The following is a 22,980-nucleotide window of genomic DNA, read 5'->3' on the forward strand; positions in this document are numbered from 1 at the left end:
CCCGCCTCCGGCCGGCGTGGGCGGGCGAGCGGCTCGCGGCGCGCTCGCCCGTCGCCGCTCCCCGCGGGGCGCCCTCGCCGGGACCGGTACGGGCCAGGCCGGTACGGCCCCGGCCGGTACGGCTCTGGTCCCGGCCGGTACGGGCCCGGCTCCGGCCGGTCAGGCGAGAGACTCCCGCAGCCGCCGCATCTCCTCCGCGATCCCGTCCAGCGTCCAGTGCGCGTTCAGGCCGCTCGGGTTGGGCAGTACCCACACCGCCGCGCCGCCGATCCGGGACTCCTGCGGCCCGATCACGGCCTTGGGCACGCCGAACGCCTGCCGGTAGGCGGTCACCCCCGCCACCGCCAGCACCTTCGGCCGGACCTGGGCGACCAGCCGCTCCAGCCGCTCCCCACCCGCGCGGAACTCCTCGGCGGACAGTTCCGCCGCCTGCGCGGAGGCCCTCGGCACCACGTTGGTGATACCCAGCCCGTACGAGGGGAGCAGGTCCTGCTCGGCGGGTGACAGCAGCCGGGGGGTGAAGCCCGAGCGATGCAGCGCGGGCCAGAAGCGGTTGCCGGGGCGGGCGAAGTGGTGGCCGGTGGCCGCGGAGTACAGGCCGGGGTTGATCCCGCAGAACAGCACGTCCAGCGAGGGCCCGAGTATGTCCTCGATCGTCCTCTCGGCGGCCGCCTCGAGCTCGGCACGGCCCGGCCGCGCCGCACCCCGCCCTCCGGAGGTCACGCGCCTCGCGGGCGGGGTGTTCTGCTGTTTCCGGGACGGCACGAGGCGAACCTAACCCATCTCCTCAAGCTTTCGCCCCTTGGTCTCCCGTACCTTGAACATCACGAAGACGAAGGAGAGCGCGGCGAAGGCGGCGTACCCCACGTAGGCCCCGGCCAGGTTCCACTCGCTCAGCGACGGGAACGAGACGGTGATCAGCCAGTTGGCCACCCACTGGGCGGCGGCGGCCACCGAGAGCGCGGCGGCCCTGATCCGGTTGGGGAACATCTCGCCCAGCAGCACCCAGACGATCACACCCCACGACAGCGCGAAGAACAGCACGAAGACGTGCGCGGCGATCAGGGCGACCGTGCCCTGGGCCTCGGGCAGCTTGACCGCGTCGCCGCTCGGGACACCCGCGCTGAACGCCCACGCGGCCACGGCGAGCGCGACCGTCATGCCCGCGGAGCCGATCAGCAGCAGCGGCCTGCGGCCGATCCTGTCGACCAGCGCGATGGCGATGAACGTGCCGACGATGTTGATGATCGAGGTGGAGAAGCTGATGAGCAGCGAGTCCGACTGGTTGATGCCGACCGACTGCCACAGCGACGCCGAGTAGTAGAAGATGACGTTGATGCCGACGAACTGCTGGAAGACGGAGAGCAGGATGCCGATCCAGACGATCGGCAGCAGCCCGAGCCGGCCGCCGCGCAGGTCGCGCAGGCGGGGCCGGTGTTCGCTGCGCAGCGAGGTCTCGATCTCCGCCACCCGGGCGTCCAGGTCGGTTCCCTCGCCCTCGACCTCCGACAGCACCTTGCGTGCCGCCTCCGACCTCCCGACCGCGATGAGGAAGCGCGGCGACTCGGGGATGACCGTCGCGAAGACCAGATAGAGCAGGGCGGGGATCAGGCAGGCGCCGAGCATCCACTGCCAGGCCTGGAGCCCGAGCAGCTCGTTGTTGACGTCGCCCCCGGCCCGCTCCGCGATCGCGTAGTTGGCCAGCTGGGAGACCGCGATGCCCAGCACGATCGCGAGCTGCTGGAAGGAGCCCAGACGTCCCCGATAGGCGGGCGGCGCGACCTCCGCGATGTAGGCGGGGCCGATCACCGAGGCCATGCCGATGCCCACGCCGGCGAGCACCCGCCAGAAGGCCAGGTCCCAGAGCGCGAAGGGCAGGGCCTGGCCGATGGAGCTGACCGCGAACAGGATCGCGGCCACCTGCATCGTCCTGGTGCGCCCCCAGCGATCGGCCAGCCCCCCGGCGATCCAGGCGCCCAGCGCCGAACCCAGCAGCGCGATCGCCACCACGAAGCCGGTCTGGACCGGGCCGACGTCGAAGTTCTTCTCGATCCCGGTGACGGCGCCGTTGATGACGGCGCTGTCGTACCCGAAGAGGAATCCGCCGATCGCCGCCGCGGCGGTGATGAAGACGACGTGCCCGATGTTCTCACTGGAGGTCCCCGAGGGGGCAGTGCTGGCCATGAGGATTCCTTCCCCCAGAAGGGGGGTTGAGACATGGCCCCCGAATCCCGGGGAGGGCCATGTGCCGGCGGGGACGGCCGGCACGTGGCCCTCCCCGGAGGACTACAGGCGGGGGTCGACCGGTTCGGACTCCAGCGCCAGGACGGCGAAGACCGCCTCGTGCACCCTCCACAGCGGCTCCCCCTCGGCCAGCCGGGAGAGCGCCTCGAGGCCCAGCGCGTGCTCGCGCAGGGCCAGGGAGCGCTTGCGGCCCAGGAACCGGCGGCGCAGGACGTCCAGGCTCTCGGTGTAGTCGGGCCCGTAGATGATCCGCAGATACTCCCGCCCGCGCACCTTGACCCCGGGCTGCACCCGGCTTCGCCCGTCGAGCGGCTCCAGCGGCTTGACGACCATGCCCTCGCCCCCCTCGCCGGTCAGCGCCGACCACCAGGCCGTGGCCGCCTCCGTCGACTCCGGCGAGGCCGGATCCGCGAACACGTGCCGGGTGGGCGCGATCAGCGGGTCGTCGAGCCGGGACAGCATGTCCAGGTGCCAGGAGTGCGGTTCCTGGATCGCGGTCGCCCGGCCCTCGCAGGCGAGAATCTGGAACGGTGCCAGGCGAAGGCCGTCCAGCCCGGAGACAGGCCAGCAGTAACGCGCATATGCCTGCCTAAAGCGGGCAGCGTTGCTGGAGCGGCGTCGGGTGCGGTCCAACAGACCGCCCACATCCAAACCGCGCCCGGCCGCCGCTTCCAACACGGTGATCGCCTCCGGCAGCACCGTGCGGGCCGCGGCGCCCACCGACGCGTACTGGCCGCGGATCAGCCCCTCGGCCTTGGCCGACCAGGGCAGCAGCTCGCAGTCGAGGGCGATCCAGCCCGACCCCAGCTCCTCCATCAGCGGCGCGCACACCCGCCTGAGCCTGTCGACCAGCGCGGTGGTGTCGGCGAAGAACGGCCTTCCGGTACGGGTGTAGACGGCCCCGGCGCTGCCGTCGGTGATCCCGAACCGCGCCGCCGCCACCCCCGGGTCGGCGGCCAGCACGGCCACCGCCCGCGAGCCCATGTGCTTCTCCTCGCACACCACCCGGGTCACCCCTGCCGCCGCGAACTCGGCGAACGCCTCGGCCGGGTGCTCCAGGTAGCCGTCGAGGCGGGAGGTCTCCGGAGGCGCCATCGTCGGCGGGAGGTAGACCAGCCAGCGCGGGTCGACCGCGAACCGGCTCATGATCTCCAGAGCGGCGGCCGAGTTCTCCTCGCGGATCTTGATGCGTCCGCCGCCGTGGCGCACCTCGATGTGCCGGGTGCCCCGCACGTCCTCGACCGAGAGCAGGCCGGGGTCGCGGTGGCCGGGGGCGGTCAGCGGCCTGACCGACTCGTACCAGACGCGCTCGGCGGGCACCGAGACGATCTCCCGCTCCGGGTAGCGCAGCGCGGTCAGCCGCCCGCCGAAGACCACCCCGGTGTCCAGGCAGATCGTGTTGTTGATCCACTCGGTCTCGGGGACCGGGGTGTGGCCGTAGACGACCATGGCCCGGCCCCGGTACTCGCGCGCCCAGGGGTAGCGCACCGGCAGGCCGTACTCGTCGGTCTCGCCGGTGGTGTCGCCGTACAGCGCGAAGGAGCGGACCCTGCCGGAGGCGCGGCCGTGGTAGGCCTCCTTGAGCCCGGCGTGGGCGACGACGAGTTTGCCCTCGTCGAGCTGGTAGTGGCTGATCAGCCCGTCCATGAAGGCCAGCGCCTCGCGCCTGAACTCCTCCGGCTCGGCGGCCAGCTGGTCCAGCGACTCCTGGAGGCCGTGGGCCACCCTGACCTTGCGGCCGTTGAGGGCGCGGGCCAGCTTCTGCTCGTGGTTGCCCGACACGCACAGCGCGGTCCCGGCCGCGACCATGCCCATGACCAGCCGGAGCACGCCCGGCGAGTCGGGCCCCCGGTCCACCAGGTCTCCGACGAACACCGCCGTCCTGCCCTCGGGGTGGACCGCCCCCGCGCCGCCGGGATCGAGCTCCCAGCCGAGGTCGCGCAGCAGCGCCTCCAGCTCGGCGCGGCAGCCGTGCACGTCGCCGACGATGTCGAACGGGCCGGTCAGCTCGCGCCTGTCGGTCCACGCCTTCTCGGTGACGACCGTGGCGGCCTCGATCTCCTCGGCCCCGCGCAGCACGTGGACCCGGCGGAAGCCGTCGCGGGAGATCTTGCTCATGGAACGGCGCAGTTCCTTGCGCTGCCTGATGACCACGCGCGCTCCGAAGTCCCGGTCGGGCCTGGACTCGTTACGCGCGACCGCCAGCTCCTCCGGCACGTCCAGGACGATCGCGTCGACCAGCACGTTGTGCGACTTCGCGAGCTCGACCAGCTTCTTGCGCGCCTCCCACTGGACGTTCGTGGCGTCCACGACCGTCAGCAGCCCGCGCCGCAAACGGGTGCCGACGATGTAGTGGAGCACGTCGAAGGCGTCGGGAGTGGCGGCCTGGTCGTTCTCGTCGTCGGCGACCAGGCCCCGGCAGAAGTCGGAGGAGATCACCTGGGTCGGCGCGAAGTGCCTGGCGGCGAAGGTCGACTTGCCGCTGCCGGACACCCCGACGAGCACGACCAGCGACATCTCCGGTACGGCGATCTCAGTCATCTCCACCTCCCGCGTCTCCCGAACTCGCCGTCCCCTCCGCGCTCGGGAAACGTCCCGCGCCTCCCGAGCCCACGGACCCTCCCGAGCTCACGGACCCTTCCGCGCCCGTCTGTCCTTCCGAGCTCACGGACCCTCCCGCGCTCACAGGCTCTTCCGCACCCGCACCCGCACCCGCGGAACCTCCCGTACTCCGGGGAGCGCCTGAGGCGCCCGCGAGGCCGAACAGGGCCATCTGGGTCGGCGGGCCCACCTCGGGGTCGTCGTCGCCTACCGGCAGGAACTCGACGCGGTAGCCGTACTCGCCGCACACCTTCGCCGCCCACGCGCGAAACTCGGCGCGGGTCCACTCGAAGCGATGGTCGGGGTGGCGCATGCCGCTCAGGAACTCGTAGCGGACGTTGTGCTCGGCATTGGGGGTCGTGACGATCACGTGCCCCGGCCGGGCCGCTCCGAAGACCACCCGCTCCAGCGCGTCCAGGCGCGGCGGGTCGACGTGCTCGACGACCTCCATCAGCACCGCGGCGTCATACCCGGCGAACCGGGCGTCGGTGTAGGTCAGCGCGCCCTGGAACAGCTCCAGCCGCTCCCGCCTCCGCTCGGGCATCCGGTCGAGTTTCAGGCGCCTGGCCGCGAGCGCCAGTGCCTGGGCGGACACGTCCACCCCGGCCACCCTGGCGAAGCGGGGCCGTTCGAGCAGCGCCCCGACCAGGCGGCCGGAACCGCACCCGAGGTCGATGACGGTGCTCGCCCCCAGCCCCTCCAGCGTGGCGAGCACGGCCTCCAGGCGCAGGGTGTTCAACGGCCGCCTGGCCGCACCGGCCCGCGCCTCCCCCTCGGGAGGGGCCTCACTGGCGGGGAGGACCTCACCCGGGGCTCCGGTCCCGCCGGTGGCGGGGTCTCCCTCGGCGGAGCCCTCCGTCGTGGGACCCTCCTCGGTGGAGCCCTCCACGGTGAGGTCGGCCGCGGGGTCCTCCTCGACGGGGGGTTCGAGGTCCTCCTCCACGTCGTCGCCGATCTCGGCGAGGCGGGCGAAGGCGGTACGGGTGAGGGCCCAGCGACGGCCGAGGTAGCGGCGGGTGATCAGCCCCCGGTCGGGGTGGGCGGCCAGCCACGACTCGCCCGCCCTGATCAGCTTGTCCACCTCGTCGGGGGCCACCCAGTAGTGCTTGGCGTCGTCGAGCACCGGAAGCAGCACGTAGAGCTGGTTGAGCGCGTCGGCCAGGCGGACCTCCCCGCGCAGCACCAGCCGCACGTAGCGGGAGTCGCCCCACTCGGGGAACTCCTCGTCCAGCGGCAGGGCGGTCGCCTCGACCCGCCAGCCCAGCGGTTCGAACAGCCGGTGCGCGAGCTCGGGCCCCCCCTTGCACGGCAGCACGGGCAGGGTGATCTCCAGCGGGATCGGCCCCGCGGCCAGCTCGGGACGGCTGTCACAGCGCCCGGTGCGCGCCGTGCGGAACACGTCGGCCAGCGCCACGGCCAGCAGCGACGACGCGGCGTAGGGCCGGTCGTTGACGTACTGGCCCAGCGTGTAGTCGGGCGTGGACCGGTCGCGCGAGCGCACCAGGCGGATCGGGTCGACGTCGAGCATCAGCGCGGCCGTGCAGCGCTCCTCGCCCGCCTCGGGGTAGAGGACGCGTGCCACACCGTACGACTGCCCGAACTCCTGGACCCGGTCGGGATGCTTGTGCAGCAGGAACCCGAGGTCCGTGGCGGGCCTTACGGTGGTGGAGATCGTCAGCAACACCCGGTTCAGTGTGCCGCACCCCCGCCGGAACGGCTATCGGTTAACGGCCCGGACCCACACGACGCGGCCATCGGCCCACGGTTCCCGATTCACCCGGCACGGGCGTCGATCGGATGACATGTCCCAATGCGCCTTCTCACCAGCGCAGAATCGCCCCGATCCCGTCGACGTCGGCCAGGGCCTCCGAGGCCCTCCCGTCCAGAACGGTCACCTCGGCGTCGATGTCCAGGGCGCGCTCGATCATGCACTCCCCCATCCTGGGCTCCTCGACGAGTGTCAGTCCGTCCTGCGGGGTCTCGTCGGGCGGATAGAGCAGCCCCTCCGCGGCGCGTTTACCGCTCCACTCGCGCCCCTCGTCCAGCAGCAGCCGCGCCACCCGGCTCTCGTTCAGCGCCTTGACCGTGTCACGCAGGCCGAGCGCGCCGCGCCCGCCGGACAGCGCGGCGTCCCTGGCCCGGGTCACCAGGCCGGTGCCGAAGCGTGTCCGGGCGTCCCGCAGTTGCGGCTCCACGTACTCGGCGACCTTCACCGCGGACAGCGAGTCCACCACCGCGTCGACCTGGATGACGTCGCCGGTCAGCTCTCCGTCCAGGATCTTGATCAGCTGGACGTCGCCGATCAGCACGACCACGGTCCAGTCGCGGGTCGCGGCCTGCCCGGTGACGCGCGACGCCGCCCCGCGTACGAGCCTGGCGACGTTGTCCTCGACCCTGCGTTCGAACTTGTCCCGCTGCGACGGGCCCTGCTGGGAGAGCTCCGAGGGCGCGGCGCCGCGCATCTCCCGCCACCCGGACTCCACGTCGAAGCGCGCCCTGTCGACCTCCTCGGCGTGGCCGTAGCGGTAGTCGATGACGCGCAGCCCGTCCCTGGAGACGACCACGAGCCCGGCGGGCAACGCCGTCTCGACTGCGTTGACCAGCGGGCGCACGTAGGCCGTCGGCTCCAGCACGACCTGGTCGACGACCGGAAGCTGGAAGGAGAAGGTCCGCACCTCGTCACCGCCGACCGGGGTGAACATCACCCGCCCCACCCCGGTCCCGGACGGGCCGAGCAGCAGCTGGAGATCGCCGTCCAGCTCCCCCAGCCGCTTCAGGACCGCCGTCCGCCGCGTCCGGTCCGGGTCGGCCGCGACCCGGTCTCGCAGGTCGGCCAGCTCGTTGCCGAGCCGGATCCGCCAGGCGGGCCGGGCGTCCGTGTCCTCCCGCGGGTCCACGTTCACGTAGAACGACAGCACCCCCAGCTCGTCGCTCATGGAGGTGACTTCCCTCAGGGCATCACGATCGAATCTCACGATGTTCCCCTCCAGTGGTCCGCGCTCCAAGCCTAGGGACCTACACGGAAGGGGCCATCGTCACAATCGGGAAAATGCCTTCCTCGTTCACCTGTCTTTACCCAAAGATCACAGGCAGCGGCCTGCCCGTGAGCGGGTGACGCGAAGGCCCGCGGCCTACACGTGGGAGAGGATCTCGTCCGCGACGAGCTCCAGGTGGTCGAGGTCGTCCAGGTCCAGCACCTGCAGGTAGATCCGCTCGGCACCCAGCTCGGCGAACCGGCCGATCTTCTCGGCCACCTCGGCCGGGGTACCCGCCAGGCCCGTCGCCCGCAGCGCCGCGAGATCCTGCCCGGTCGCCTCGGCCCGCCGCGCGATCTCCGCGTCGTCGGAACCGACGCAGAGGGTCTGCGCGGCGGAGAACACCACCGGCTCCCTGCCCTCCGCCTCGCACGCCTTCCTGACCCGGTCGTAGGCCGCCGAGGTCTCCTCCAGCGTGCGGAACGGCACGTTGTACTCGTCGGCGAACCGGGCGACCAGGCGCGGGGTGCGCGTGGCGCCGACGCCGCCGATGATGATCGGCGGTTTCGGGCTCTGCGCGGGCTTGGGCAGCGCGGGCGAGTCGGCCAGCCTGTAGTGGGCGCCCTCGAAGGAGAACGTCTCGCCCGCGGGTGTGGTCCAGAGCCCGACCAGTATCTCCAGCTGCTCCTCGAACCGGCCGAACCGCTCGCCGACCGGCGGGAACGGGATGCCGTACGCGACGTGCTCGGGGTCGTACCAGCCGGTGCCCAGGCCCAGCTCGACCCGCCCCCCGCTCATCTGGTCGACCTGGGCCACGCTGATCGCCAGCGGGCCAGGCAGCCGGAAGGTGACCGGCGTGACCAGGGTGCCGAGACGGATCGTGGTGGTGTCCCTGGCCAGACCCGCCAGGGTCGTCCAGGCGTCGGTGGAGCCGGGGCCGGGGTCCCCGGGACCGAGCCGCATGTAGTGGTCGGAACGGAAGAAGGCGTCGAACCCCAGCCGCTCCGCGGCCAGCGCGACCGCCAGCAACTCGTCGTATGTGGCGCCCTGCTGCGGTTCAGTGAAGATCCTCAACTTCATGAGAACCATTATCCGGGCACTCCGGACGGCATCCGCAGAAAGCCCGCGCCGTGGCGGGAACGCTTGCTAACGTTCTGGCCTCTGACGCAGCGGGTAGCGGATCGACCACTCATAGCGATCACCCCTTGGACGTCGAGGAGGGGATCACATGCCTGTGACGACCGGCCGTCCCGACACCCGCCGGGTCCGCGAGCCCGGCACCCCGCCCCGGCCCCTCGTGGTCCTCGCCTCGATCGTGCTCGCCACGGGCACCGGGATCGCGATCTGGCTGCTGCCCTCCAGGGCGCAGGGCGAGTGGGCCGCCGGCGGGCAGGCCGGACCGGGGGCGGCCCCCTCGGAGCCGGCCTCAGGTCCGTCCTCGGGGCCCGCGGCGGGGCCGTCGCCCGCACCGGCCGTCGCCCGCCCGTCGGGCTTCGTGACGTTCGTGGACGCGGTCCGCGAGCCGCGCTTCAACCTGTTCAGGGAGGCCAGGAGGAGCCACGTGCGCTGGTTCACGCTGGGCCACCTCACCGCCGGGCGGAAGGACTGCGTCCCCAGGTGGGGCGGGCTCCAGGAGCAGGGCGGCAACCCGGTCGCCAACCGGCTCGCCCCCCTGCGCGCCGCGGGCGGGAACGCGGGCCTCGCCTTCGGCGGCCCCGGGGGGCGCGAGCTCGCCGCGGCCTGCTCCGATCCGGCCAGGCTCATCGCCGCCTACCGCAGGGCGATCGGCGCCTTCGACGCCACGTACATCGACTTCGAGGTCCGCGACCCGGCGGGCGGCGCCACCGTGCTGCGGCGGGCCAGGGCGATCGCGGCCCTGCAGCGCGAGGCCGCCCGCGAGGGCCGTTCCCTGACGGTGAGCTTCACCCTCCCGGTCACCGGGGCCGGCCTGTCCCCCGGCGACCAGGAGATGCTCCGGGCCACCCGGTCGGCGGGCGCCGAGATCGCCGCCGTCAACCTCCTGGCGCCCGTCGACGCCGCCTCGGGCGCCGGAAACCGCCTGCGCCCGATCGCCTCGGCCGTCCGCGCCGCGCACCCGCAGATAGCCCGTTCCCTGGGCGAGAGCGCCGCCTGGAACCGGATCGCCCTGACGCCCGTGCTGGCCGGGTCCGGCGATCTCACGCGGCTGGAGGCTCGCAGGCTCGCCGCCTTCACCAGCCGCAACCATCTGGCGTGGCTCTCCACCAGGGGCGCGCCCCTCTCCCCCGGCATCACCCGCTTCCTCACCGGCGCGACGCGTTAGAAGACGCGTTAGAAGACGCGTTGGAAGAGGCGTCGGACCGGCGCGACGCGTCGGCACAGGCACCGGATCGGCATGGCGCGTCAGAGCAGGAATCGGACCGGCGCTGGACAAGCGCCCCCTTTGGGGTTATGAATGGGTTATAACCCTTCTGTAACCCCATAGGGGAGATGCGATGCCGAAGATCAACGTTTACCTGCCCGACGAGCTGGCCGAGGCGGTGAAGAAGGCGGGCGTGCCGGTCTCCGCCGTGTGCCAGCGGGCTCTGGAGCAGGCCGTGCGACGGGTGACCGCCATCCGCGAGACGGCGCTCGGCGCCCCCGACCTCGACGACCTGACGGCGCGCCTCACCCAGTTCACCCCGCGGGCCCGGGAGGTGGTGAAGCTGTCCGTGGAGCAGGCCAGGGCCCTGGGCGCGGCCGAGGTCGGCACCGAGCACCTGCTGGGCGGCATGCTCGCCGAGGGAGGCAACCTGGCGATCCAGGTTCTCGGCGCCCTGGAGATCGACCCCGAGGAGGTGCGGCGCCGCCTGGACCGGCTGAGCCTCGACACCCCGGCCGCGGCCGGTGCCACCGAGGCGGAGCTCACCTTCGGGGCGCCCGCGGCGGCCGCCCTGGAGATGACCGTCACCGAGGCCACCTCGCTCGGCCACAACTACGTCGGCTGCGAGCACCTGCTTCTCGGGCTGGTCGCCGAGCCGGACGGGGCGGCCGGGCGCATCCTGCGGGAGCTGGGCGCCGAGCACCGGCTGACCCGCCACGCGGTCTCGGCGGCACTCGCCGGATACGTCCACCTGCGCGCGCAGACCCAGGCCGCCGCCCCTCCCCCGGCCCTGCCCGCCGCCGCGGCGAGCGCCCTGTCGGCGGCCGTACGCGAGGAGCTGCGCCCCGTCCTGCTCAGGCTCGAACGGCTGGAGGAGCGCCTCGGCCCGGCGGACGAGGCGTAGTCGTGGGCGCGCCCACACGCGTGTCCGCGCACCTGCCCGCACGCCTGGCCGCGCACCTGGCCGCGCACCTGCCCGTGTGCCTGGTCGCGGGCGTGATCGCGCGGTGGGGCACGGGGGTGGCCGTCGGTGTGCTCGTGGGGATGGGCTCGGGCGTGCTCACCGGGGTACTGGCGGGCACGATCGCGGGCATCGGCGCGGGCATGATCGTACGCGTCCCGCGCGCGAGGAAGGGAGCGGCCGAGCAGGCACGGCGAAGGTCCCGCCCGGCCCGCCGCTCGAACCGCCGGGACGAAGGCCCGCCGGGTGCGAGCGTGAGCCGGTGACCAGGCCACCGCCGCGATCTCCGGATGTCGATCTCCCGGAGGTCCACCGGCTCCGCCCTCGTTGAAGCGGGAAGCCGCGTTCCCCGCCGGAACCCGTACGTCTCACGCCCTCCGGCGGTGGCCGCGGGACCGGTGGTTTCCACCACCGTGATCACCCGGGCGGTGCGAGTGCGCCCCGTCCCGGTGGTGGTGCCCTCGGCCCGTCACGCCCCGGCGTCTCGTACCGGTCACCGGAGGACGGCACGGAGGGGGCGGTTCGAGGGGGGAGGGCGGCCGGGGCCGGGGCCTGCCCGGCCACAGGACGGCGGCGGTGGCGATCGCGGAGATCGTCAACAGGATGCCCAGCAGTATTTCGAGAAGCGCAGTGGTCGACATCGAGTCCTCCCCCGACCTCGCTGTGGCCGTGTGACCACGAGGACGAAGGTCTTCCCACACCCCCGTTCACACGAGGGCCACCCCGCCGGGCCTCCCTGTGCTCGGGGACCGTGATGACGATCGGGGTGTCGGACGGCGGGTACTCCCCTCCGCGTTGATTCCACTATCCGCGCAGCTCAGGCCCTCGTCAAACGCCACCCGGGGTGGGGCGCCGCCCAGGGCGCGACCTAACCTGGGACGACGAGGGGAGTACTTCCCAAGAGCCGATCCGGTCAGGCCGGACGTTTCCAACGTCCCCGGACGGTCGCCCGCAGGCGCAGGTGAAGGAGACCTCGAACAGCCGAGCGCGTTCGAGGAGGTTTCATGTCCACCGAGACAGTCCTGTCGCTGGCCGATCTCGAAACGATCGGTTCGCCGAAACTGTGGACGATCACCGTGGCCGCTCTGATCGCACTGCTGGCCGCGGACTTCGTGCTGACCCGGCGCCCGCACGAGGTGCGGATGCGTGAGGCGGTGGGCTGGTCGGTCTTCTACCTGGCGCTGCCTCTGCTCTTCACCGTCTACGTCTGGGGGGCCTTCGGGTCCGGTGTGGCGATGGAGTTCTTCACCGGCTACGTGGTGGAGAAGTCGCTGTCGGTGGACAACCTGTTCGTGTTCATGCTGCTGCTGTCCGCCTTCGCGGTTCCGGCCGTGCTGGCTCAGCGAGTCCTGCTGTACGGCATCATCGGGGCGCTGGTGCTGCGCGCGATCTTCATCGCGCTGGGGGCGGCCGTGCTGCAGAGCGGCACCTGGGCGTTCCTGCTGTTCGGCGCGATATTGATCGTCACCGCCGGGAAGATCCTCAAGGACGCGCTGAGCGGGAAGGAGCAGAAGGTCGACGTCTCCTCCATGCGCACGATCCGGCTGCTGCGGCGCCTCGTGCCGGTCACCGACGGCTACCGCGGCTCCCACCTGGTCGTTCGCGAGAACGGCCGCCGCGCCCTGACCCCGCTGGCGCTGGCCATCGTGGCCGTCTTCGCCACCGACATCGTCTTCGCCGTCGACTCCGTGCCCGCGGTGTACGGCGTGACCGAGGACCCCTTCCTCGTCTTCGCCACCAACGCCTTCGCCCTGCTGGGCCTGCGGGCGCTCTACTTCGTGCTCCTGGACGTCCTGACGAAGCTGCGGCACCTGAACCACGGACTCGGCGTCATCCTGGCCTTCATCGGGATCAAGCTCGTCCTGCACTGGGCGCACGGCATCTGGGGGTGGGTTCCGGAGATCTCCACTCCGATCTCGCTGGGGGTCATCGTCGCGGTCCTGGTCACCATCACGATCACGAGCGTGTACGCCAACCGCCGCGACGACGGGCCCGCCTCCCCACCCGGCGACCGCGGCCCCCGCTCGCGGCCGACGCACTAGCGGCTCGTCACGGGCCCGGCGGTTCACCTGCGGCCTCTCCGGGCGACCGCGTCCCCGGCCGCGCCCACCACGAGGCCGAGAACGATCATGATGACGTAGCTGTAGGTCTCGTAGCCGTCGGGGGCGAGCAAGCGGACGAAGCCCATGAAGTGGATCCAGCCGAACCACTCGTGCAGGAGACCGCTCGCGCCGCCGACGACGAGAACGAAGCACAGAAGGCCGGACAGGGCCGTCAGGGGGGATTTCGGGGTGGTGGAGGTCATGGCCCGACGGTAGGCGTGTGACGCCGGGCATGGGATCGGGCTCAAGACGGCCAGGTGGTGACCAAGGTTGGCCGTCGCCGGGCCGAGGGTCGTACTTAAGTATCCGGCCGCGGCGTGGAGGCCCGGTCGCGGGCGGGGGCCACGTAGATTTCCGGAGTATGGGCCGCATCCACCGCACCCGCCGCGACTGGGTCGCCGATCTGGCACTGTTCCTCTTCGCCGCCTGCTTCGCCGCCGTCAGTTCGCAGTCCATACCGGTTCCCGAGAACCTCGATCCCGTGTGGCGGAACGTCGACCAGGTGGTCGGCGGGCTGGGGTGCGCGGCGGTGCTGCTGCGGCGACGCTGGCCGGTGGCGCTGGCGGTGGCGCTGCTGCTGGCGGGCACCAAGGCGCACTATCTGACCGGCCCGGCGATGGTCGCGGTGTTCACGGTGGCCGCCACCCGGCCGTGGCGGGCCACGGCGTGGGTGGCGGCGCTGGCCTTCGCGCCGCTGCCCGCCTTCCTGTGGCGGGTGGCGGAGCTGCCCGAGGACCGCGCGAGCTCGGCGCTGGCGTACTTCGCGCTGATCGCCGGGGCCATCGGGTGGGGGCTGTTCCGGCGGTCCCGGCAGCAGCTGATCGCCTCGCTCCGGGAGCGTGCCGAACTGGCCGAGGCGGACGCGGGGTTGCGGGCCGAATGGGCCCGGCGGGAGACGCGGGAGGAGATCGCCCGCGAGATGCACGACGTACTCGGTCATCGGCTGTCGCTGCTGAGCGTGCACGCGGGGGCGCTGGAGTTCAACCCGGGCGCGTCCCGGGAGGAGATCGCGCGGGCCGCCGGGGTGATCCGGGAGAGCGCCCACCTGGCCCTGCGCGACCTGCGCGAGGTCATCGGGGTGCTGCGGGCCGAGCCGGAGGAGGACGAGCGGCCACAGCCGGAACTGTCGGACCTGGCCCGGCTGGTGGCGGAGGCGCGGGCGACGGGCGGCAGGATCGAGCTGACCGGGCCGCCGGACGGGCCGATGCCGCCGCCCGTGGTGGGGCGTACGGCGTACCGGATCGTGCAGGAGGCGCTGACCAACGCGCGTAAGCACGCGCCCGGCGCGGCGGTCGCGGTGGAGGTGACCGGGAGTCCGGCGGGCAAACTGGCGGTGGAGGTCCGTAACGCGCCACCGCCCGGACCGGATCCGGTCCCCGGCGAGGGCGGAGTCGAGGGCGAGAACGCGAGAGCGGGCGCGGGCGGCGGGCAGGGGCTGATCGGGCTGGCCGAACGGGCCCGGCTGGCGGGCGGCGAGCTGACGGCCGGCCCCGCCGGCGGCGGTTTCCGGGTCCACGCCTGGCTACCCTGGCCCGCGACGGACATCGCGTCCACCGCGAGCCGGAGGTGAGGAAGGGAGATGAGGTGATCCGCGTCCTGCTGGTCGACGACGACGCGATCGTGCGGGCCGGGCTGCGCCTGATGCTGGGCGGCGCCCCGGACATCGAGATCGTCGCGGAGGCCGCCGACGGGGCGGAGGTGCCCGCCCTGGTCGCCGCGTACGGACCCGACCTGGTGCTGATGGACATCCGGATGCCGGGCGTCGACGGGCTGGCCGCCACCGAGAGTCTCCGGGCCCGGCCGGGCGCCCCGGAGGTGCTGGTCCTGACCACCTTCCACACCGACGCGCACGTGCTGCGGGCGCTGCGCGCCGGCGCGGCCGGGTTCCTCCTCAAGGACACCCCGCCGCAGGACATCGTCACGGCCGTCCGGACGGTGGCCGCCGGAGATCCGGTGCTCTCCCCCGCCGTCACCCGCCGGCTCATCGAGCAGGTGGCGGACGGCTCCGGACAGGACGAGCGGGCCGCCGCCGCCCGGGCCCGGCTGGCGCTGCTGGCCGAGCGGGAGCGGGAGGTGGCCCTGGCGGTCGGGCGTGGCCGCTCCAACGCGGAGATCGCGCGGGAACTGCATCTGGCGCTGCCGACGGTGAAGACGCACGTGTCACGGATCCTGACCCGGCTGGATCTCAACAACCGGGTCCAGATCGCCCTGCTGGTCCATGACGCGAGCGCGCCGGAGTGCCGGTAGGACCGCTGTCGCCGGGCGCACGCGACCGCCCGGACCCCGGTCCGGGCCCCGTCCGGGCGCTGGTCGGGCGTGTCGCGGCGGCCCGCCGTAAATCACCTCGACGGGGGCCTGATCGCCCGCCCGGGGCGAGGCGTGGCGTCTGCCCAGCCCTTCGGAGGACCGGGGGGCCGGTCATCGCTCCCGCGGGCCTTCGGCCGGCGCGATGGGAAAGACGAAGGACAGGGCGCGGCGCAGGGTGATGGTGAAGGATTCGGTGTTGCCCGGGTCGAGCCGGTGCCGCCCCCGCCATGCCCGGTGGCGGCTGCGCCGTCCTTGTGGACGTATTTCGCACGCGGAAAGGAATCAAAGAAGATGAGGGCGCACATCAAGGCGGTACGCGTCGCGATGGTGGCCGCTTCGGCGGCGGCCCTGGCCGTGGTCTCGCCCGCACCGGCCGCGTCCGCGGCGGCGGTGACGATCAGAGTCGTACCGGCCTACTCCTTGACATCCTCCCTCGCCTGAGGGCGGGGGATTCCAACGGCACCTAGCCCATCAGGAGGAGGTCGCGTTGAGGTTCGCGGTTCACCGGCCCGCCCAACGGCAAGCCTCCCCGCGCAGCCACCGCGTGCCCCGCGGCGGTATCTCGAAAATTCCGCGCCGCGTTCACGTCGGCGTTGACCCGATGCCCGCAGGCCACGCACAAGAAAAGCGCTTGGCTCTCGCGACTCTCCCCGGCACGGTGCCCACAGGCGTTGCAGGTCTGCGACGTGAAACGCGGATCGATCTTCCGAACCCGGCCCGGAGCCTTGTGCTCCAGCCGGGTCACGAGCCGCCCCCAGCCGGCGGCGAGGATGCCCCGGTTCAGGCCCGCCTTCTGCCGAACGTTACGACCCGGCGCCTCGAGCGTGCCGCGAGCAGAGCGGGTCATCGCCGAAACCTTCAGATCCTCGACCGCGATCACCTCGAAACGGCGCGCCAGATCGGTCGAGGTCTTCTCCACCCAGTCCTTGCGCCGATCGGCCTCACGAGCCTTCAGACGAGCGACGGCGAGCTTCACCTTCGCGCGCTGCTTCGATCCGCGCTTAGCTCTGGCGAGTTTACGCTGCAGCCTCAGCAGCCGTTCCTTCTCGGTGTCGCGCAGGGCGGGCACGCTCAGCAGCTCACCCGTGGACAGTGCCGCGCTGACCGTCACGCCCCGGTCCACCCCGACGACCCCACCCGCACCCGTTACGGAAATCGGTTCGGGGATCACGGCGAACGCGACATGCCGGCGACCGGCCGCATCCCGGGTGACCCGGTAGGACTTCGCCTGCGCGACGGGGCGTGACCAGCGAAACCGCACCCACCCCACCTTCGGAATCTTCACCTCGCCGACGTTGCGCGACACCCGGCGCACATCACCGGATGTGACCGCGACGATCCGGAAACCCTCGCCGCGTCCCCGGCTACGCCAGGTGGGCCGCCGGTGGGTTTTACCGAAGAAGTTCGCCATCGCCTGGTGAAAGTCCTTGAGGGCCTGCTCTCGAAGTCCATCGCATCCCCTGGCCAGGGGTGTTGCGACGACCACTAGAAGGGAAGTTCGGGTGGCGGGGCTTCTTCGAGTTTCCGCCCGGCATGCTGGAACGGCGGGGCCTTCGACGTACGGCCGTACCGACGGGATTCCACGCCGCTCCCACGCCCGTCGGGGTCTCTCAGGTGATGTACACCCTGAAGCGGTAGCCGAATGAGGGGGAACCCGAGCAGGGGCCGGTCGGGTCACCGTACAGGAGGACGATTTCCCGCTCCGCCACGCACTCCTCCAAGGTGGGGTAGGGGCCGTAAACGACTATCCAGGGCTCGGACGCGCTGGTTTGAGCGGCGGCGGAAGCGGGCGCGGCGGCGGCCAGGGCGCCGATGCCCACCGCCGCCGCGAGTACGACCGCGGTGTGGAGTCTGCGGATTTTCACTGTGGGAGTCTCCTCACGAATCCGTCGGATGGGGAGAGCACCTCAAGGTGAGCATGGATCGCCGAAGGCGAGGAGCTACCGGTTCTCCATATTGCGGCTCTATGGTGCGTCTTCTCGCGAGTGCTTTCGCGGGCCTCAATCCGGGAGCTGCCCGCATTATCAGAGTGTGACCCCAAGTAGTCGATCATGTGATTTAAGTAAGGTGAGTTCATACTCGCCTCACCGGCATTCAGAGGTTTTCAGTCATGTCAGGTGCGCTGCCCCGGCAATGCCGGCAAGCCGGCGTGGCGGGTGGTGGTCCGGGGCACGGCGTGGATTGGCCGATCCCGGGTTCGCCGCGGCTGATGGCGATGATGCGGTGGCCGGTGGACGAGCCGATGCGCTCCGCCGCTCACCCCGAAAAAGCGCCCCTGCCGGGCAGGCGCTCCGCGCCTGGGACATCGGGCGCCCCGGCGATCGGCCTGGTGACCACCGCGGCCCGCTGGGCGACCGGTTCAGCGCGCGGCGGGCAGCCAGAGCGTGAAGGTCGAACCTCGGCCGAGGACGCTGGTCGCCTGCAACGTGCCCCCGTGGGCCTCGGCGAGCTTGCGGGCGATGGGCAGGCCGAGCCCGCCGCCTCCGGTCCGCCGGTTGCGTGACTTCTCCACCCGCCAGAACCTCTCGAAGATCAGGGGCAGGTCCTCGGCGGTGATCCCGGTGCCGGTGTCGGCGACGTCGATCATCACGCCGTCGCCCTCATGGCGGGCGAGCAGGGTGACGGCGCCGCCCGGCGGGGTGTGCCGTACCGCGTTGGACACCAGGTTGCCCACCGCCTGGCGTAGCCGTACGGGGTCGGCGAGCAGTCGCGATTCGCCGTCGGCCCGCGTGGTGAGCGTGACGCCGGCGGCCTCCGCGCCTCCCCGGTGCGCGGTGGCGACCTGGGCGAGCAGGTCGGCCACGTTGACCGGCTCCCGGCGCAGTCTCAGCTCGCCCGCGTCGGCCACCGCAAGGTCCTGCAGGTCATCGATGATGTGCTGGAGGAGCAGGGCCTCTTCCAGCAGGGATGACGCCAGCTCCCGGTCCAGGGCGACGACTCCGTCCTCGGTCGCCTCCAGCCAGCCTCGGATGTTGCTCAGCGGGGTCCGCAGCTCGTGGGCGATGTCGCTGACCATCGCCCTGCGCAGCTCCTCCAGCCGTTCTCGCCGCTCCGACATGGCGTTGAAGGCCGCGGCGAGCCGGCAGATCTCGTCCCGTCCCGTCACCGTGACCCGCGCGGCCTTCCCCTCCTCCATGAGGCGCACGGCGTCGGTCAGCTCCCGCAGCGGCCTGCTCAGGCGGCTGCCCGCGATGACGGTGGCGGTCACGGTGATCAGCAGGACCAGCGCCGCCACGCCCGCGATGCGGGCCTGGTTGGCCGGCGACAGGTCGAAGATGGTCGACGCGCCGCTGTCGCGGCTGCTGATGAACAGCAGTGCGGGCGGCGCGACGTACGGCGCGAGCTGCTCGCGACGGCCGCTGGAGAGGCAGTCGGGGACGACGGCTGCGGCCCTGCCCGTCGCCGGACGGGTTCCCGGCGAGGCGGGCGCGGGCATCCGCGTCCAGGTGAAGTCCGGATTGAGCTGCACCGCAGGCTCGCCCCGCCGGGCCAGGCAGGTGCTGACGAGCTTGCCGAGCGCCGCGAGGGCCTTGCGCTCGGTGGCCGTCGGCCGTTCCAGGACGGGGCTGGCGCACCTGGTCCTGGCGTACGGCTGCGCGTCGGTGGTGTCGAGCACGGGACGTCCGCTGGGACCGTCGGTGATCGTCACGGCGGCGCCGAAACCGTCGCGCAGGCAGGCCACGCGCCGCTGGGCGGCGGAGCGCAGTTCGGCACGCTCGTGGCGGGGCAGCCGGTAGGGTCCGACGGCGCGGGAGTCGATGTGGTCGCCGGGGCCCGCCCCGGCCGCCAAGACGGTGTCGACGGCCAGGGGGTCGATGACCGCGGCCGGCTTGGCGGGCAGCGTGGGCGGCCCGGCATCGGAGCCGAGGAGCGGCGTGCGCTGCTGGTCGGTGAGCGTGATCCGGCGGCCGGTCTCGCTCGCCAGGCGGCGCACGATCTGCTCCGCGCCGTCCCAGCCGGGGTGGGTGGCCGCGTAACCGAGCAGGGTGTCGTAGGTACGGGCGTCGTCGGCGAGCGCCCGGCCCTGCTCCCGCTCGATCGCCACGGTGGTGCTCCGCGCGGTCAGCCAGGCGGTCGCCGCGATGGAGCAGACGGAGACCAGCACGGACACCGCGAGCAGCCGGAGCAGCAGGCTGCGGCGCAGCGGCACGTCAGATCGCATCGTCGGAGCCCTTCGCGGCCTCAGTGGCCTCCGTGATCTCCGTGATCTCCGTGGTCCCCGTGGCGCCGTCGACCAGCTTGTAGCCCACCCCGTAGACCGTGACCAGCCGTACCGGTCTGCGCGGCTCCGGCTCGATCTTCCTGCGCAGGTTCATCACATGCACGTCCACACTTCTGGAGGTGATGTAGCGATCGAACCCGTGGAGGTGGCTGAGGATCTGCTCTCGGGTGAACACCCGCCCGGGTTGTGTGGCCAGCAGCTCCAGCACCTCGAACTCGCCGGGGGTGCACTCGATGCGCATGTCGTCCACGCTGACCTCGTGCCGGTCCGGATCCACGACCAGCGCTCCGGCCCGCAACACCGGCGCGCGAGTCGGGCCCGGCCCGGCGGGGACCTTGCGGACGCGCCTGAGCAGCGTGCGGGCGCGCGCCATCAGCTCGCGCGGGCTGTAGGGCTTGGTCATGTAGTCGTCGGCGCCGAGGTCGAGGCCGAGCAGCAGGTCATCCTCGGTGGAGCGCGCGGTCAGCATCAGGATCAGGACGTCCGACTCCGCGCGCAGGATGCGGCACACGTCCAGCCCGTCGACCTTGGGCATCATCACGTCGAGCACGAGAAGGTCGGGCTCCTGTCGGCGTACGGCGTCCAGGGCCGCACGCCCGTCGTGCACGACGACGACGCGGTGGCCCTCCCGCTCCAGGTAGCGCCGGATCAGCTCCGCCTGCTTCACGTCATCCTCGGCGACCAGGACATATGACCCCATAACCGGCGATGGTAAGCCCGGAGGGGACCGCCTCGTGCCGGACCGCACCCGGCCGGAAAACGCCTCACGTGATCGCTAAGGGTTCCTGACAACTTCCTGACATCGCCCGGCCATTCTTCTCCGGCATGAGACATTCCACCGATCGCCTCATCGCCGCCCCGGCTCCGACCCCCGTGAAGCTCGCCGTCGCGGCCCTGGCCTGCGGCCTGCTCGCCGCCTGCGGTGCCGCGTCGGCCGCCACCGGCGGCATCGCCGCGGCCTCCGCGGCCCCCGCCCCCAGCAGCGCGCCGAGTGAGGCGCCGACCGCGGCGAAGCCCCCGGCCCGATCCCAGCTGCGCCTGGACAGCACCGCCGCCGAGGTCCGGAAATATCGCCTGGCCTACGCCACCTGCCTGAAAGAGCACGGCATGCCGAGCAAGGGCATCTGGCCCGAGAAGGCAGAGAAGGCCGCGCGGCGGGCGTGCGAGAGCCTGCGGCCGCTGCTGCCGCCGGAACTCGACCCCAAACAGAACCCGCACTACGCCGAGAGCGTCCGGATCGAGGCCGGATGCCTGCGGGATCACGGGTTCGACGTTCACCTCGTCCCGCCCACCGGCTCGGACCCGAACACGATCAGCTGGCGGTACGAGAGCGTCCCCGGACCTGACGTCGACATCGAGAAGATCCAGGACGACTGCCGGGTGAAGGCGTTCGGCGGCGGCCGGGCGATCCGACCAGGCCCCGCGTAGGATCCGTCGCAGCCGGCAGCGCGCCCGCCGGCCACGACCGGAGGCTTCCCGCACGACCTGGCCACCGGCCGGGCGCCGACCACCCAGAAAAGGATCATGATGAACGCCTGCAAGCGGACGAGCGAATGTCTTGGCGGCGCGGCGGCGGCAGCGGTGCGTGGCCGGTTCCACAAGGGCGGCCACCGGTAGATCGACCGCGCCCATCGGGTCAGAGGGACATCAGGCCGGTAGCGTGCCGGGCCTCTGACATCGCCACCGAGGCCCGGTACGGCCGGGGAACGCGATCAGTCGTCGTCACCCCTTCCAGCGCCGGACCGGCGTACTCGTACGGGCCGATGTCCCGGTGGGTACGACCTTCCCGGTGATCATGACCGCGCGATGTCGACGTACCGGTCGCATCCTTCGACGACCATGAGGTGAACCATGCCGCAGACCACGCTCCGCAACGTCTTCCATGTCCCTGCCCCGCCGTCCGCGGTGCTCGCGCACCTCAGTGAGCCCTCAAGCCATGTCGGCCTGTCACCGCTCGTGGTGGCGGTGCGCGACGTGCGCCAGGCGTCCGGCGAGTCCCGGTTCGTGTCGGTGGAGCGGTTCCACTTCTTCGGCTTCGTGAAATACGACAACCTGATCGAGGTGACGTTACGCGCCACCGGCGAGGCGGTCGAGGGCGAGGTGGACAGCCCCGGCGGGGTGCGGCTCGGCTTCCGGTACAGGCTGACCGCGGACGGCGAGGGGACCGAGGTCGAGGACGTGCTGAGGGTGCACGCGACGGTGCGGCCGCTGCTGTGGTACGCGGCCCGCAAGGCCCGCGAGGTGCAGCTCGCCCGCGGGGACATCCTCGCCGGGCGCGCCGCGACCATGCTGTGAACGGCCACGGAGCCGTCGCGGCGCAGAGCCCGGCGTCGTCTCCCAGCCGTTCCGGCCCCGGCCGCGCCGCACGACCCCACAGGCCAGGAACCTCCGCGAACCTCCACGGTTCGCGGCGCCGTACCCGGCTTGGAGCCTGCGTGAGCAGCGTTCAGGTGCCGAGGGTCTGTTCGAGCGCGGCGAGGCCGCCGGTGTAGATGCCACAAAACAGTTCGACGGCCTCTTCGTCGGTGACGCCCTTCGGGGTGAAGGTGCCCGACCATTCCACCCGCGCGTGGCCGGCATCGGCGCCTTCGCGCACCGCGATGATGGAGTGGTAGTCGCCGACCGGGAAGGGCGCCTGGACGATGGTGTAGGTGTAGCTGCGGGCCTGGTCGTCGAAATGCTCCAGGCGTTCGACGATCGTCTTACCGTCCGCTGTGGTGAGATGCCGGACGCGGCCGCCTTCGTCCAGATCGCCGGCAGGGATGAACGGCAGCCAGTCGGGCAGCGAGCCGAAGCCGCCGATGAGCCGCCAGACCTGGTCGGGCGAGGCGGGCAGGTCGATCGTCGCGGTGGCGGTGGCCATGATGATCTCCTCGATCAGCCGGTGGGCACGGGAGCGTCGGGGGCGATCAGTTTTTCCTCGCGCAGGGCGGTCCAGAACGCGGCGGGGACGTGCTCGTCCAGCGCGGCGAGGTCTTCGGCGATGCGCTCTGGATGTGAGGAGCCGGGGATGACGGCCACGACGGCCGGGTGAGCGAGGCTGAACTGCAGGGCGGCGGCCTTGACGCCGATACCGTGCCGCTCGGCCAGGGCGGTGATGCGCTCGACCTTCGCGAGGATGGCGGGGGACGCGTCCTGGTACTCGAAGTGGGTGCCGCCGGCAGCCGCAACCGGGAGCTCACCGGTCGCGCTCACCTCGTTCTGGTGGACCCGGACCGACACCATGC

22 protein-coding genes are annotated in these 22,980 nt (G+C 72.1%); 9 read left to right on the top strand and 13 right to left on the bottom strand.

Annotated elements, in window-relative coordinates:
• Positions 1-159: 159 nt before the first annotated feature.
• From mug to ACSDR0_RS14445, 6 genes are all read right to left on the bottom strand, one after another.
• Positions 160-723, bottom strand: a complete 564-nt coding sequence (gene mug / locus ACSDR0_RS14420; protein ID WP_435289319.1) for a G/U mismatch-specific DNA glycosylase — start codon at positions 721-723, stop codon at positions 160-162.
• 51 nt (positions 724-774) lie between these two features.
• Complete coding sequence (locus ACSDR0_RS14425) at positions 775-2,184, bottom strand: sugar porter family MFS transporter (RefSeq protein ID WP_435289288.1); 1,410 nt, start codon at positions 2,182-2,184, stop codon at positions 775-777.
• A gap of 102 nt (positions 2,185-2,286) precedes the next feature.
• A complete protein-coding gene (locus ACSDR0_RS14430; RefSeq protein WP_435289289.1) occupies positions 2,287-4,785 on the bottom strand; it encodes a polynucleotide kinase-phosphatase in 2,499 nt (832 codons plus the stop codon).
• A complete protein-coding gene (locus tag ACSDR0_RS14435) occupies positions 4,778-6,529 on the bottom strand; it encodes a 3' terminal RNA ribose 2'-O-methyltransferase Hen1 (protein WP_435289290.1) in 1,752 nt (583 codons plus the stop codon). The genes ACSDR0_RS14430 and ACSDR0_RS14435 overlap by 8 nt, the downstream gene beginning before the upstream one ends.
• Positions 6,530-6,665: 136 nt before the next feature.
• Positions 6,666-7,781, bottom strand: a complete 1,116-nt coding sequence (locus ACSDR0_RS14440) for a VLRF1 family aeRF1-type release factor (RefSeq protein WP_435289291.1) — start codon at positions 7,779-7,781, stop codon at positions 6,666-6,668.
• Positions 7,782-7,976: 195 nt separating this feature from the next.
• A complete protein-coding gene (locus ACSDR0_RS14445) occupies positions 7,977-8,900 on the bottom strand; it encodes an LLM class F420-dependent oxidoreductase (RefSeq protein ID WP_435289292.1) in 924 nt (307 codons plus the stop codon).
• Positions 8,901-9,048: 148 nt separating this feature from the next.
• Here ACSDR0_RS14445 and ACSDR0_RS14450 point away from each other — a divergent pair, with 148 nt between their 5' ends.
• The 4 genes from ACSDR0_RS14450 to ACSDR0_RS14465 all read left to right on the top strand — a co-directional run bounded on the left by ACSDR0_RS14450 (position 9,049) and on the right by ACSDR0_RS14465 (position 13,164).
• Positions 9,049-10,122, top strand: a complete 1,074-nt coding sequence (locus ACSDR0_RS14450) for a hypothetical protein (RefSeq protein WP_435289293.1) — start codon at positions 9,049-9,051, stop codon at positions 10,120-10,122.
• Positions 10,123-10,294: 172 nt separating this feature from the next.
• Entirely contained in the window at positions 10,295-11,065 is a 771-nt protein-coding gene (locus tag ACSDR0_RS14455) for a Clp protease N-terminal domain-containing protein (RefSeq protein ID WP_435289294.1), read from the top strand.
• A 2-nt stretch (positions 11,066-11,067) separates the two neighbouring features.
• Positions 11,068-11,388 carry a hypothetical protein gene (locus ACSDR0_RS14460; protein ID WP_435289295.1) on the top strand — a complete coding sequence of 107 codons (321 nt, stop codon included), beginning with the start codon at positions 11,068-11,070 and terminating at the stop codon, positions 11,386-11,388.
• Positions 11,389-12,126: 738 nt separating this feature from the next.
• Complete coding sequence (locus ACSDR0_RS14465) at positions 12,127-13,164, top strand: TerC/Alx family metal homeostasis membrane protein (protein ID WP_435289296.1); 1,038 nt, start codon at positions 12,127-12,129, stop codon at positions 13,162-13,164.
• Between the two features lie 23 nt (positions 13,165-13,187).
• On the opposite strand, the gene ACSDR0_RS14470 is transcribed toward ACSDR0_RS14465, so the two are convergent.
• Entirely contained in the window at positions 13,188-13,427 is a 240-nt protein-coding gene (locus ACSDR0_RS14470; RefSeq protein ID WP_435289297.1) for a hypothetical protein, read from the bottom strand.
• A gap of 158 nt (positions 13,428-13,585) precedes the next feature.
• On the opposite strand from ACSDR0_RS14470, the gene ACSDR0_RS14475 reads away from it, so the two are divergent.
• From ACSDR0_RS14475 to ACSDR0_RS14485, 3 genes are all read left to right on the top strand, one after another.
• On the top strand, positions 13,586-14,794 hold the full coding sequence (locus tag ACSDR0_RS14475; protein ID WP_435289298.1) for a sensor histidine kinase: 1,209 nt from the start codon (positions 13,586-13,588) through the stop codon (positions 14,792-14,794).
• Between the two features lie 14 nt (positions 14,795-14,808).
• A complete protein-coding gene (locus ACSDR0_RS14480) occupies positions 14,809-15,471 on the top strand; it encodes a response regulator transcription factor (protein ID WP_435289299.1) in 663 nt (220 codons plus the stop codon).
• 351 nt (positions 15,472-15,822) lie between these two features.
• Positions 15,823-15,972 carry a hypothetical protein gene (locus ACSDR0_RS14485; protein ID WP_435289300.1) on the top strand — a complete coding sequence of 50 codons (150 nt, stop codon included), beginning with the start codon at positions 15,823-15,825 and terminating at the stop codon, positions 15,970-15,972.
• Between the two features lie 22 nt (positions 15,973-15,994).
• On the opposite strand, the gene ACSDR0_RS14490 is transcribed toward ACSDR0_RS14485, so the two are convergent.
• The 4 genes from ACSDR0_RS14490 to ACSDR0_RS14505 all read right to left on the bottom strand — a co-directional run bounded on the left by ACSDR0_RS14490 (position 15,995) and on the right by ACSDR0_RS14505 (position 20,453).
• A complete protein-coding gene (locus ACSDR0_RS14490) occupies positions 15,995-17,209 on the bottom strand; it encodes an RNA-guided endonuclease InsQ/TnpB family protein (RefSeq protein WP_435289301.1) in 1,215 nt (404 codons plus the stop codon).
• The gene (locus ACSDR0_RS14495; RefSeq protein WP_435289302.1) at positions 17,142-17,396 is read right to left on the bottom strand and encodes a hypothetical protein; all 255 of its coding nucleotides are present in this window, start codon (positions 17,394-17,396) and stop codon (positions 17,142-17,144) included. Before ACSDR0_RS14495 ends, ACSDR0_RS14490 begins: the two co-directional genes overlap by 68 nt.
• A 494-nt stretch (positions 17,397-17,890) precedes the next feature.
• Positions 17,891-19,693 carry a sensor histidine kinase gene (locus ACSDR0_RS14500; protein ID WP_435289303.1) on the bottom strand — a complete coding sequence of 601 codons (1,803 nt, stop codon included), beginning with the start codon at positions 19,691-19,693 and terminating at the stop codon, positions 17,891-17,893.
• Positions 19,683-20,453 carry a response regulator transcription factor gene (locus ACSDR0_RS14505; RefSeq protein ID WP_435289304.1) on the bottom strand — a complete coding sequence of 257 codons (771 nt, stop codon included), beginning with the start codon at positions 20,451-20,453 and terminating at the stop codon, positions 19,683-19,685. The genes ACSDR0_RS14500 and ACSDR0_RS14505 overlap by 11 nt, the downstream gene beginning before the upstream one ends.
• A gap of 125 nt (positions 20,454-20,578) precedes the next feature.
• Between ACSDR0_RS14505 and ACSDR0_RS14510 the strand changes: the two genes are divergently transcribed.
• Both ACSDR0_RS14510 and ACSDR0_RS14515 read left to right on the top strand, forming a co-directional pair.
• A complete protein-coding gene (locus ACSDR0_RS14510; RefSeq protein ID WP_435289305.1) occupies positions 20,579-21,181 on the top strand; it encodes a hypothetical protein in 603 nt (200 codons plus the stop codon).
• A 423-nt stretch (positions 21,182-21,604) separates the two neighbouring features.
• Positions 21,605-22,048: an SRPBCC family protein gene (locus ACSDR0_RS14515; protein ID WP_435289306.1), complete on the top strand. Its 444-nt coding sequence runs from the start codon at positions 21,605-21,607 to the stop codon at positions 22,046-22,048.
• A gap of 151 nt (positions 22,049-22,199) precedes the next feature.
• Here ACSDR0_RS14515 and ACSDR0_RS14520 read toward each other — a convergent pair whose 3' ends face one another.
• Positions 22,200-22,616, bottom strand: a complete 417-nt coding sequence (locus ACSDR0_RS14520) for an SRPBCC family protein (protein ID WP_435289307.1) — start codon at positions 22,614-22,616, stop codon at positions 22,200-22,202.
• A gap of 14 nt (positions 22,617-22,630) precedes the next feature.
• Positions 22,631-22,978: an aldo/keto reductase gene (locus ACSDR0_RS14525; RefSeq protein ID WP_435289308.1), complete on the bottom strand. Its 348-nt coding sequence runs from the start codon at positions 22,976-22,978 to the stop codon at positions 22,631-22,633.
• Positions 22,979-22,980 lie beyond the last annotated feature (2 nt).

This window comes from Streptosporangium sp. G11 (genome assembly GCF_051192615.1).
Classification (GTDB): Bacteria; Actinomycetota; Actinomycetes; order Streptosporangiales; family Streptosporangiaceae; genus Streptosporangium.